This is a genomic window from Streptomyces sp. NPDC058052 (assembly GCF_042885515.1).
Lineage (GTDB): Bacteria > Actinomycetota > Actinomycetes > Streptomycetales > Streptomycetaceae > Streptomyces.
Map to the genome: position 1 here is coordinate 150,746 of NZ_JBHVRX010000009.1, position 11,659 is coordinate 162,404.

Here is an 11,659-nt window from a genome sequence, read left to right on the forward strand (position 1 = left end):
GGTGCTCCCGGGGGTCACGGGGTGGGTTCGAAGGTGACCGGCAGGCGGGGGGACGCGCTGCCGGTGGGGGCCACGTGGAGGGTCTTGAGCGCGAACTCCATGACCTTCTTGTAGATGGGGCCGCAGATCTGGCCGCCGAAGTAGCTGCCCTTGGTGGGGTTCTGGATGGCGCAGTAGACGGTGACGCGGGGCTGGTCGGCGGGGGCGAAGCCGGCGAAGGAGGCGGTGTAGCCCTTGTAGCGGCCGAGTTCGGGGTCGACGCGGTTGGCGGTGCCGGTCTTGCCGGCGACGCGGTAGCCGGGGATGGCGGCCCTGGTGCCGGTGCCCTCCCGGTCCTCGACGACGGATTCCAGCATCTGGGCGAGGGTCTTGGCGGTCTTCTCACTGACGACCCGGTTCTCGTCGGGCTCGGCGGCGGGGGTGAAGCGGCCGTCGGGGCCCTTGGTGCCGCGGACGAGGGTGGGTTCGATCCGTACGCCTCCGTTGGCGATGGTCGAGTAGACGGAGGCGGCCTGGAGGGCGTTGACGGAGAGGCCCTGGCCGAAGGGGATCGTGTACTGCTGGGAGGTGGACCAGTCCTCGGGCTTGGCGAGGATGCCGGGGGTCTCGCCGGGGAAGCCGAGGCCGGTGGGGCTGCCGATGCCGAAGCGGCGGAGGTAGCCGTCGAGGACGCGGTTGGACTCGGCCTGGTCCTTGCCGAGCTGGCCGGTGGCGAGGATGGTGCCGATGTTGCTGGACTTGGCGAGGACGCCGTTGAGCGTCAGGTACCAGGTCTTGTGGTCGATGTCGTCCTTGAAAAGCCGGTCGCCGCGGTGGAGCCGGTTGGGGACGACGACGTGGGTGTCGGGGGCGGCCTTGCCCTCCTCCAGGACGGCGGCCATGGACATCACCTTGCTGGTGGAGCCGGGCTCGTAGGCGTCCTGGAGGGCGGCGTTGCCCATGGCGGCGGCGTCGGCGGCGGAGAGGTCGTTGGGGTCGAAGCCGGGGGCGTTGGCCATGGCCAGGACCTCGCCGGTGCGGGTGTCCTGGACGATGACGTAGCCGCGGTCGGCCTTCGACTTGCGGACCTGTTCGCTGATGGCCTGCTGGGCGGCCCACTGGATGTCGCGGTCGATGGTGAGCTCGATGTCCGAGCCGGGGACGGCGGGGGTGCCCTGGGAGCCGGCGGTGGGGACCTGCCGGCCGCCGGAGGCGGTGAAGCGGATCTTCCCGTCCCGGCCGGCGAGTTCGGGGTCGAGCAGGGACTCGACGCCGCCGGCGCCGCGGCCCTCGGCGTTGACGTATCCCAGTATCCCGGCGCCGAGTTCGCCGTTCGGGTAGACCCGTTTGGTGCTGGGCTCGCTGAGGACGCCGCCGAGCAGGTTGATCCCGGTGCCGCCGGGCTCCCGGGACTTCTGCGCGTAGACCTGCTTGAGGTCCTTGATCTGGTTCCAGACCTGCGGGGTCCGCTTGCGGGCCAGCAGGGTGTAGCGGGAGTCGGGGGTGCGGAGCTTCTTCGCGAGCTCCGCCGGTTCCTTGCCCAGGATCGGGGCGAGGAGGGCGGCGGCCTGCTCGGGCGCGTCGCGGAGCCTGGACTCCTCGGGGGTGAAGAGCTTCGGGTCCGCGGTGATGTCGTAGGCGTCGACGCTGGTGGCCAGGGCGATGCCGTTGCGGTCGGTGATCTCGCCGCGCTCGGCGGAGAGCGTGTACTCCTGGAAGCGGTACTTGTCGGCCTTGGCCGCGTACGCGCTGGCGTCGACGGCCTGGACCTGGAGCAGCCGCACCACGAAGGCGAGCATGACGAGGGTGAGGCCGACGGAGATCAGGCGCAGCCGGGGCCGGGGGCTGCCGAGCTTGATGGTGCGGGGCCTGCGGGCGGGCGGGCGGGGCGCGGGGCGTCGGGCGGCCGGGCCCGGGGCGGGCCGGGGGGCGCGGGCACCCGCGCCGGCGCGGGCACCGGCTCCTCCGGAGGAGGAGCGGGGGCGGACGGGCCGGGCGGGTCCGGGGACGCGGCGGCGCGGGGGCTCCTGCGAGGGCACTGCTCGGTCACCTGCCGGAGGTCGTGGGAGCGGTCTGGGTGGTTCCGGTGGCGGTGGGCTTCGGGGCGGTGCCCCCGGGGGCGGCGGTGGCCTGCCCCGTACGGGCGGGGCCGGGCTCGCCCGTGCGGCTCGGGGCGCGGGACGGCGTGCGGCTGGGCTTCGGGGAGGCGGCGACGGTGGGCTCGCCGAGCACCTTGCCGTCGGGGCCGAGGAAGGCCGGGCTGCCGCCGGGGACCATGCCGAGCTCGCGGGCGCGGCGCTCCAGGGCGTCGGGGGCGGCGTTGGCGTCGACGTCGCGCTGGAGGGCCTGCTCCTCGTCGGTGAGCCCGGTGGTGCGGTCCTTGAGCTCGCGCAGCTCGAAGGAGCCCTGGTTGAGGGCGGAGTTCAGCAGCAGCAGGGTGATGAGGCCGCCGCCGAGGAGGAGCACGACGAGCAGGACGAAGGGGGTGCGGGCGGCCGAGCTGGGTCCGGACGGCATCATCCGTCCGAGCCGCGCGGCCCGGCCTTTGAGCGGCCCCCTCGCCCCGCTCACAGCACGTCCTCCCGGATGCGCTCGACGCCCCGGAGCCGGGCGGGGGCGGCCCGGCGGTTCTCGGCGACCTCCTCCTCGGTGGGGAGTTCGGCGCCGCGGGTGAGGAGCTTGAGGCGGGGCTGGTACTTCTCGGGGACGACCGGGAGGCCGGGCGGGGCGGTGGTGGCCGCGCCGGCCGCGAAGACCTGTTTGACGAGCCGGTCCTCCAGCGAGTGGTACGAGAGGACGGCGACGCGGCCGCCGACGGCGAGGGCCTTCACCGCGGCGGGGATGGCCCGCTCCAGGACGCTCAGCTCGCCGTTGACCTCGATGCGCAGGGCCTGGAAGGTGCGCTTGGCGGGGTTGCCGCCGGTGCGCTTGGCGGCCTGCGGGAGGGCGTCGCGGATGAGTTCGACGAGCCGGGCGCTGTTGGTGAACGGCTCCTTGTCGCGCTCGCGGACGATGGCGGAGACGATCCGCTTGGCCTGCTTCTCCTCGCCGTACGCGCGCAGGATGCGGACGAGTTCGCCGGCCGGGTAGGTGTTGAGGACCTCGGCGGCGCTCATGCCGGTCGTCTGGTCCATGCGCATGTCGAGCGGGGCGTCCTGGGCGTAGGCGAAGCCGCGGTCGGCCTCGTCCAGCTGCATGGAGGAGACGCCCAGATCGAAGAGGACGCCGTCGGCCTTGTCGATGCCGAGCCGGTCGAGGACCTCGGGCAGTTCGTCGTAGACCGCGTGGACGAGGGTGGCGCGGTCCCCGAAGGGGGCGAGCCGCTCGCCGGAGAGGCGCAGGGCCTCCTTGTCGCGGTCGAGGGCGACGAGCCGGGCCTCGGGGAAGGCGCGGAGCAGGGCCTCGCTGTGTCCGCCGAGGCCCAGGGTGCAGTCGACGACGACCGCACCGGGTTCCTGGAGGGCAGGGGCCAACATGTCCAGGCACCGCTGGAGCATCACCGGGACGTGTCGGTCGTTGCTCAACGCACCCTCTCAGAACGGACACGGGGGTACGGAGGGCCGGGTTCCCGCCCGCTCTGGGGGTCGGACGCGGTCGTCGGGCGCCGGAGGGGCGCGTCGGCCGACCGGCGAGCGGGAGGGGCGAGCCGTGGGTACCGCCGCGCACACGGGGGAGAAACCGCTTCAAATCGCTCGATTGTCTCCATGGACTCCGCGTCACTCTAGTCCACGGACGGGGCCGGTCAATCAACCGGCTGGCGCGTCGCGCGGCTCCGGACGCGCGTGCGGACATTCCGGACGCTTCACTCGATCGGCGGCATCCGGCGGTCACTGTGGGTTAGCTCACACGCGGGTTCATTGGCGCTCTTTGTCCTCTTCTCACAGCGGGCCCGCCGGGGCGGTGCCCACTACCGTCGGAGCCATGACGACCTCCGCACACCCCTCCCCCGGCTCCCCCGGCGCGCCGGGCGCCGGCGCCTCGGTCACCGAGCGGCTCGTCGAGGCGAACGCGCGCTACGCCGCCGACTTCGCCGACCCGGGCATGGACGCCCGGCCGGTGCTCCGCGTGGCCGTCGTGGCCTGCATGGACGCCCGGCTCGACCTGCACGCCGCGCTGGGGCTCGAACTCGGCGACTGCCACACCATCCGCAACGCCGGCGGGGTCGTCACCGACGACGTGATCCGCTCGCTCACCATCAGCCAGCGGGCGCTCGGCACCCGCGCCGTGATGCTGGTGCACCACACCGGCTGCGGCCTGGAGTCGCTCACCGAGGACTTCCGGCACGAGCTGGAGGACGAGGTGGGGCAGCGGCCGGCCTGGGCGGTCGAGGCGTTCCGGGACGTGGACCAGGACGTCCGGCAGTCGATGCAGCGGGTCCGGACCTCGCCGTTCCTGCCGCACACGGACGACGTCCGGGGCTTCGTCTTCGACGTCACGACGGGTCTGCTCCGCGAGATCGACCCTGTGCGGAATGGTTCCGGCAGCACCACGAGCACATCTTCCGCCACCGCGTAAGACGACAAACTCTGGCATTTCCCCCGCAGTTGTCCACAGGCGAGTGACAGGGCCCGGCAAACCCAACAAGAATGCTCGGGTGACACCCCCCGTACATCCGACCCGGGGGCAGGTGTCCGTGTTCCTGCAAGGCCGAGGAGGGCCGGGGTGACGACCTATGACGACCGAGCGAGCCTCACAGATCTGACCACTACCGCGGAGCGGGTCCGCGGATCGGTGGAGAGCGTGATCGAGGGCAAGCCCGAGGTCGTACGTCTCGCGCTGACGGTGCTGCTCGCCGAGGGGCATCTCCTCATCGAGGACGTGCCCGGCGTCGGCAAGACCATGCTCGCCAAGACGCTCGCGAAGTCCATCGACTGCTCGGTGCGCCGCATCCAGTTCACCCCCGACCTGCTGCCGTCGGACGTCACCGGCGTGTCGATCTTCGACCAGCAGCGCCGGGAGTTCGAGTTCAAGCCGGGCGCGATCTTCGCCCAGATCGTCATCGGCGACGAGATCAACCGCGCCTCGCCGAAGACGCAGTCCGCGCTCCTGGAGTCCATGGAGGAGCGCCAGGTCACCATCGACGGGCAGACCTACGAACTGCCCAGCCCGTTCATGGTCGTGGCCACCCAGAACCCGGTCGAGATGGAGGGCACCTACCCGCTGCCCGAAGCCCAGCGCGACCGGTTCATGGCCCGGGTCTCCATCGGCTACCCGAGCGCCGAGGCCGAGTTCCAGATGCTCGACGTGCACGGGGCGGTCAACCCGCTGGACGACCTCCAGCCGGTCGCCCACGCCCACGACATCCTCAAGCTGATCGAGGCGGTCCGCTCGGTGCACGTCGCCGACGCCGTGCGGCGGTACGCGGTCGACGTCGTCGCCGCCACCCGCAACCACCCCGACCTGCGGCTCGGCGCCTCCCCGCGCGCCACGCTCCACCTGCTGCGGGCCGCCCGGGCCTCCGCCGCCCTCGCCGGCCGCGAGTACGTGCTGCCGGACGACCTCCAGGCGCTGGCCGTGCCCGTGCTCGCGCACCGGCTGCTGCCGACCGCGCAGGCCCAGCTCAACCGGCGGAACGCCGAGCAGGTCGTCCTCGACATCCTCCAGCGGACCCCCGTCCCGTCCTCCGCCCCGCCCGCCGGCCCGCTCCACGGCCGGCAGACCGGCGGCCGGCAGCTGTGATGTCGACCCCCGCCGCACCCCAGGGGCAGCGGGCCGACGACCGCGACGGCCCCCGGGCCGAGGAGGGCCGGGGCAGCCTGCGGGCCGCCCTCGGCGGTCTCACCACCCGCGGCCGGTCCTTCCTGGCCGCCGGGGCGGCCGCCGCCGTCTGCGCCTACGTGCTCGGCCAGGCCGACCTGCTCCGGGTCGGCCTGCTGCTCGCCAGCCTGCCGCTGATCTGCGCCGTCGTCCTGCACCGGACCCGCTACCGGGTCGCCACCTCCCGCCTGCTCACCCCGCAGCGGGTGGAGGCGGGCACCGAGGCCCGGGTCCAGCTCCGCATGGAGAACGTCTCCAAGCTCCCCACCGGGCTGCTGATGCTCCAGGACCACGTGCCGTACATGCTGGGCCCCCGCCCCCGCTTCGTCCTGGACCGGGTCGAGGCCGGCGGCCGGCGCGAGGTGTCCTACCGGGTCCGCTCCGACCTGCGCGGCCGCTTCCCGCTCGGCCCGCTCCAGCTCCGGCTGAGCGACCCCTTCGGGATGTGCGAGCTCACCCGCTCCTTCAGCGCGTACGACACCCTGACCGTCGTCCCGCAGACCACGGCGCTGCCGGCGGTCCGGCTGGGCGGCGAGGCGTCCGGGTACGGCGACGGGCAGCAGCGCACGCTGGCCCTCGCCGGCGACGACGACGTGATCCCCCGCGCGTACCGGCACGGCGACGACCTGCGCCGGGTCCACTGGCGCTCCACCGCCCGGTACGGCGAGCTGATGGTCCGCCGCGAGGAGCAGCCCCAGCGCTCCCACTGCACGGTCCTCCTCGACACCCGCCGGGCCGGCTACCAGGGTTCGGGCCCCGACTCGGCCTTCGAGTGGGCCGTCTCGGGCGCCGCCTCCGTCCTGACTCACATGCTGGAGCGCGGCTACGCGGTCCGGCTGCTCACCGACACCGGCACCTCGGTCCCCGGCGAGGGCTCCGACGGCTACGCGGGCACGTCCACCGGCGACTCCACGGAGACGGCCGGACTGATGCTGGACACCCTCGCGATCGTGGACCACTCCGACGGCGCCGGGCTCTCCCGCGCCTCCGACGTGCTGCGCGCCGGGAGCGACGGACTGCTCGTCGCCTTCCTCGGCGACCTCGACGAGGAGCAGGCCGCCCTGGCCGGCCGGATGCGCGGGCGGGCCGGCGCGGCCGTCGCCTTCGTCCTGGACTCCGGCAGCTGGCTCACCGGCGGCGCCGTGGCCGGTGCCGTCGAGAGCCGGGTCCGCCGGCTGCGCGAGGCCGGCTGGACGGTCGTCTCCGTGCCGCCCGGGGCCCGTATGGCCGATCTCTGGCAGCAGGCCGCCGGAGCGCTGCGGGAGACCGCCGCCGCAGACAGCTACGGAGGATGGGCATGAGCGGGCGCACCCGCCTGACACTGGCCGCCTGGGCGGCCTCCCTGATGGCCGCCGGAGCACTGCTGCCGCTGGTCAAGCCGGCCACCTGGATCTTCACCGCCGCCTTCCTGCTGGCCCTGCAGAGCGCCACCGGCATGCTGTGCCGGCGCGTGCCGCTGGCCCGGCCGCTGACGATCGGCGCCCAGGTGCTGGTCGGCGTGGTCGCGCTGACCGTGGTCTTCGCGCGGGAGCAGGCGTTCCTCGGTCTCCTGCCCGGGCCGCTCGCGGTCCAGCGGGTGGCCGAACTGTTCCGCCTCGGCGCCCAGGACGTCGGCACCTACGCGATCCCCGCCCCGGACACCGAGGGCATCCAGCTGATGCTGGTCGCCGGCGTGCTGGCGATCGGGCTGCTCGTGGACGTCCTGGCGGTCACCTTCCGCCGTGCCGCCCCGGCCGGTCTGCCGCTGCTCGCGCTGTACTCGGTGGCCGCCGGGCTCTCCGGGGGCGGCGCCGGGCGGCTCTGGTTCCTGCTCGCCGCCACCGGCTATCTCCTGCTGCTCCTCGCCGAGGGCCGCGACCGGCTCTCGGCCTGGGGCCGGATCTTCGGCGGCGCCCAGCGCTCCGGCCGGTCCGGGGCGCCCGTGGGCACCGGCCGGTCGTCCTTCGCTCCGGTCCGCACCGGCCGCCGGATCGGCGTCGTCGCCATGGGCGTCGCGCTGGTGGTGCCGCTCGCCCTGCCGGGCTTCTCCGGCGGACTGCTGGGCAACGGCGGCGCGGGGGGCGCGGGAGCGGGCGGCGGGGGTGGCGGCACCATCGCGGCCGTCAACCCGCTGGTCTCCCTCCAGGACAACCTGCGCCAGCCGGAGGACTTCGAGGTCCTCCGCTACCGGACCAACGCGCTGGACAACAGCGGGCTGTACCTGCGGCTGGTCGCCCTCGACCAGTTCGACGGCACCTCGTGGAAGTCCTCGGTCCGCCCGATCGAGGCGGTGCCGAAGTCGCTTCCGTGGCCCGACGGCCTCGCGCAGTCCGTCCGCACCTCGGAGGTGACGAGCAACTTCGTCGCCTCGGAGGGGTACGACCAGAAGTGGCTGCCGATGCCGTTCCCGGCCGCCCGGGTGGACGTCGAGGGCCGCTGGCGGTTCGAGCCGGCCGGCCGGATGCTCGTCGGCGACGACAAGCAGACCACCAAGGGCGTCCGCTACCAGGTGACCAGCCTCGACGTGCAGCCCACCGGCGAGCAGCTCGCCGGGGCGGGCCCCGCCCCGGAGCGGCTGCGCGAGGAGTACACCAAGGTGCCCGACAGCCTCCCCGCCGACGTGAAGTCGACGGCGCTGGCGGTCACCAAGGACGCGCGGAACGACTACGAGCGGGCGGTCCTGCTCCAGGACTGGTTCGCCGACGACGGCGGCTTCCGCTACGACGTCGACGTGACGTCCGGGACGGGCACCGAGGCGATCTCCCGCTTCCTGAAGGACAAGGAGGGGTTCTGCATCCACTTCTCCTTCTCCATGGCGGCGATGGCCCGCACGCTGGGCATCCCGGCGCGGGTCGCGGTCGGCTTCATGCCCGGGACCAACCAGTCCGACGGTTCGGTCTCGGTCGGCATCCGGGACGCCCACGCCTGGCCCGAGCTGTACTTCGAGGGCGCCGGCTGGACCCGTTTCGAGCCGACGCCGTCCCGGGGCTCCACGCCGGCCTACACCCGGCAGGCCACCCCCACCGAAGGCCCGACCGGTCCCGCGCAGCCCTCGCAGTCGGCCTCGGCGCAGCCCTCGGCGGCGCCGAGCGCCTCGGAGAGCTGCCCGCCGGAGATGCGCCGCCTGGGCGAGTGCGGCCAGGACCCGGCGGCCGCCGAGGACTCCTCCTCCGGCGGTGGCACGGACGTGCTGAAGGTGGCCGGATGGTCGCTGGCGGCGCTGCTCGTCCTGGCGCTCCCGTTCGTCCCGCTGCTGTGGCGGACCCGGGTGCGGGCCCGCCGGCTCGCCCCGTCGGCCGGCCCGCTGGCGGTGTGGCGGGAGATCGGCGACACCGCCTGGGACTACGGGGTGGAGCCGGACGAGGCGCAGACGCCGCGGAGAACGGCGGAGCGGATCGTCCGGGCGGGTGATCTGGGCGGCGCGGCCGCCGAAGCGGTGCACCGGGTGGCGGGTGCGGTGGAGGAGACCCTCTACGCGCCCTCGCCGCGGCCGGTGGCGGGGCTGGCGCGGGAGGCCGAACGGGTGCGGGCCGGGTTCCACGCGGGCGCCTCGCGCGGCGTCCGCCTGCGGGCCCTGTTCGCCCCGCGCTCGGCGGTGCGGCTCCACTGGGCCGCGTCGGCGCGCTGGACGGCCGTGAAGTCCCGCGCCGCCCAGGCCACCGCCCGCCTCCGCCCCGCCTCCTGACCGGCCCCGCCCCCGGCGGAACCCACGTTCCGCCGGGGGCGGCCCGACGTGTGGGCCCTGGCCCGCTCGCGGCGCCGGCTCCGCCGCGCCGCTCCCGTGCGTGCCGCGCCCGCGCCGCTCCGTCGTGGGGAAGACAGAGGCGCGCCCCGCCTGGGCTCGGGGCCGGCGGGGCGCGCGGGGTCACGGGGGTGCGGGGTCTCCGCTCAGGGGGGCGTCAGTGGCCGCCGCCCTGCTGCTCGTCACGGCGGCGCTGCCACCGTGCTTCGATCCGGTCCATCATGGAGCGTCGCGCCCGGGTCTGACGGCCTCCGGCCGCCATTCCACCCCTGGCCTGCTGCGGCTGCTCGCCCGGCTTCGGCGCCTTGCGCCAACCGGTGACCGCCAGGACCGCGCAGCCCAGCATGACGAGGAATCCCACCACGCTGATCCAGATCTGCTGTGCGACCATTCCGGCCATGAGGAGCGCGATACCCACCAGGAAGCCGGCGACTGCCTGGTAGACCCGTCGCCGGGTGTACGTGCGCAGCCCGCTTCCCTCGAGCGCTGTCGCGAACTTGGGGTCTTCGGCGTACAGCGCTCGCTCCATCTGCTCGAGCATTCGCTGCTCGTGCTCCGAGAGCGGCACGGAGTCCTCCTAGTCGTCGGTCGCGGGGGCGACCGGTTTGCGGCCCTTTCAGGATAGGCAGGGAATCGCCCCCGTGAAACCCGCCCTCACTACCGATCAGCCAATCCGGGCCGCCACGCGGTTCGGTTGGTGAGGCGTTGATTCCCCAGCCGCCCGTCCGTCATGCCGGATGGTTTCCCTCGATCATACGGCGCGAAGCCGCATATGGGGCGGCCTGTGGCAGAGCCGGGCCCGCACCTCCGAACGGGTGACGCGGCCCCGGAGTTCCACCGGATCAGGCGGGCTTCTCGGCGAGCACGTGGAGCTGGGTGGCGACGGCGTGGAAGGCGGCCAGCTCGGCGGCGGCGGCCTCCAGCTTCAGCAGGGCCTCGGCGGCACCGGGCTCGGTGTCGACGAGGACGCCGGGCACGAGGTCGGCGAAGATCCGCACGCCGTGCACGGCGCTCACGGAGAGACCGGCCTCCTCGGCCAGTCCGGTGAGCTGCTCGGCGGTGAAGCGCCGGGGCACGGGGTCGCCGGCGCCCCAGCGGCCGTCGGGGTCGTCGAGCGCGGTCCGGGCCTCGGTGAAGTGTCCGGCGAGGGCGCGGGCGAGGACCGCGCCGCCGAGTCCGGCGCCGAGGAGGCTGAGCGCGCCGCCGGGGCGGAGCGCGGCCACCGTGTTCCGTACGCCTTCGGCCGGGTCGTCCACGTACTCCAGGACGCCGTGGCAGAGCACGGCGTCGTAGGCGCCGCGCTCGACCACGTCGAAGAGGCCGCGGACGTCGCCCTGGACTCCGGTCACCAGGTCGGCGACACCGGCCTCGGCGGCGCGGCGCTCCAGGGCGAAGAGCGCGTTGGGGCTGGGGTCGACGACGGTGACGCGGTGGCCGAGGCGGGCCACCGGCACCGCGAAGTTGCCGGAGCCGCCGCCGGTGTCGAGGACGTCCAGGGTGGCCTTCCCGGTGGTCCCGACCCGGCGGTCGAGGGCGTCTTTGAGGACGTCCCAGACGACGGCGGTTCGCAGGGATGCGCGCGACGGGCGCGACGACGTCTCACGGCCGAAGACAGGGGAAGGGTCCGGCACGGCTCTTGGCTCCTCGGTGACGGGTACGGACGACCCCACCCTATGGCCTCGGCGGTGCCGCGCGGATCAACCGGCGGCCTCGCCGGACGGGGGCTGTCGGGGCAGCACCGGCTGGAGCACGAGCAGCCGCTCGACCAGGCGCAGGAAGTGGGCGGCGTCCCTGACGAGGTCGTCGGCCTCGCGCGGGGTCGCGGCGGCGGCGACACCGGCCTCGGCGAGGGCGCGGCGCGGGGCGCCGGAGGCGAAGAGGGCGCTCCATTCGGTGAGCTCGGGCGCGAGCTGCGGCAGCAGCTCCCAGGCGCTCCTTATGGCCTGGCGCCGGCGGGTGCGGGGCACGGGGCGGGCGCGGGCGGCGAGGACGGCGGCCGCGGCGCGCAGGGCGGCGAGGTGCGCGGTGGCGTACCTCTCGTGGGGCCGGTCGAGGGCCGCGGCCTCGTCGAGACCGGCCCGGGCCTTGGCGAGCAGGTCGAGGGCGGCGGGCGGGGCGGTGGTCCGGCGGGACACGGGGTGGACGTCGGCTGCTGCGAAAGGACTGGCCATGACGAGCCTCCTGTCGTCGGGTGACGGCCTT

10 protein-coding genes are annotated in these 11,659 nt (G+C 74.4%); 4 read left to right on the forward strand and 6 right to left on the reverse strand.

Annotated elements, in window-relative coordinates:
* Positions 1-14: 14 nt before the first annotated feature.
* From ACFVU3_RS15435 to rsmH, 3 genes are read right to left on the reverse strand one after another with little or no spacing between them, the layout of a single operon-like run.
* Entirely contained in the window at positions 15-2,018 is a 2,004-nt protein-coding gene (locus tag ACFVU3_RS15435; RefSeq protein WP_390066396.1) for a peptidoglycan D,D-transpeptidase FtsI family protein, read from the reverse strand.
* A gap of 7 nt (positions 2,019-2,025) precedes the next feature.
* The gene (locus ACFVU3_RS15440) at positions 2,026-2,550 is read right to left on the reverse strand and encodes a septum formation initiator family protein (protein WP_390066397.1); all 525 of its coding nucleotides are present in this window, start codon (positions 2,548-2,550) and stop codon (positions 2,026-2,028) included.
* Positions 2,547-3,503, reverse strand: coding sequence for a 16S rRNA (cytosine(1402)-N(4))-methyltransferase RsmH (rsmH, locus tag ACFVU3_RS15445; protein ID WP_390066398.1), 957 nt, complete (start codon positions 3,501-3,503; stop codon positions 2,547-2,549). Before rsmH ends, ACFVU3_RS15440 begins: the two co-directional genes overlap by 4 nt.
* 397 nt (positions 3,504-3,900) lie before the next feature.
* On the opposite strand from rsmH, the gene ACFVU3_RS15450 reads away from it, so the two are divergent.
* From ACFVU3_RS15450 to ACFVU3_RS15465, 4 genes are all read left to right on the forward strand, one after another.
* Positions 3,901-4,494 (forward strand): beta-class carbonic anhydrase, encoded by a 594-nt coding sequence (locus tag ACFVU3_RS15450; RefSeq protein ID WP_390066399.1) that lies wholly within the window; start codon positions 3,901-3,903, stop codon positions 4,492-4,494.
* Between the two features lie 147 nt (positions 4,495-4,641).
* The gene (locus ACFVU3_RS15455) at positions 4,642-5,658 is read left to right on the forward strand and encodes an AAA family ATPase (RefSeq protein ID WP_390066400.1); all 1,017 of its coding nucleotides are present in this window, start codon (positions 4,642-4,644) and stop codon (positions 5,656-5,658) included.
* Positions 5,658-7,037 carry a DUF58 domain-containing protein gene (locus tag ACFVU3_RS15460; protein WP_390066401.1) on the forward strand — a complete coding sequence of 460 codons (1,380 nt, stop codon included), beginning with the start codon at positions 5,658-5,660 and terminating at the stop codon, positions 7,035-7,037. Before ACFVU3_RS15455 ends, ACFVU3_RS15460 begins: the two co-directional genes overlap by 1 nt.
* On the forward strand, positions 7,034-9,400 hold the full coding sequence (locus ACFVU3_RS15465) for a transglutaminaseTgpA domain-containing protein (protein WP_390066402.1): 2,367 nt from the start codon (positions 7,034-7,036) through the stop codon (positions 9,398-9,400). The genes ACFVU3_RS15460 and ACFVU3_RS15465 overlap by 4 nt, the downstream gene beginning before the upstream one ends.
* A 214-nt stretch (positions 9,401-9,614) precedes the next feature.
* On the opposite strand, the gene ACFVU3_RS15470 is transcribed toward ACFVU3_RS15465, so the two are convergent.
* From ACFVU3_RS15470 to ACFVU3_RS15480, 3 genes are all read right to left on the reverse strand, one after another.
* A complete protein-coding gene (locus ACFVU3_RS15470) occupies positions 9,615-10,025 on the reverse strand; it encodes a DUF3040 domain-containing protein (protein ID WP_390066403.1) in 411 nt (136 codons plus the stop codon).
* Positions 10,026-10,299: 274 nt separating this feature from the next.
* Positions 10,300-11,088: a class I SAM-dependent methyltransferase gene (locus ACFVU3_RS15475; protein WP_390066404.1), complete on the reverse strand. Its 789-nt coding sequence runs from the start codon at positions 11,086-11,088 to the stop codon at positions 10,300-10,302.
* Positions 11,089-11,154: 66 nt separating this feature from the next.
* Positions 11,155-11,628: an SAV_6107 family HEPN domain-containing protein gene (locus ACFVU3_RS15480; protein WP_390066405.1), complete on the reverse strand. Its 474-nt coding sequence runs from the start codon at positions 11,626-11,628 to the stop codon at positions 11,155-11,157.
* Positions 11,629-11,659 lie beyond the last annotated feature (31 nt).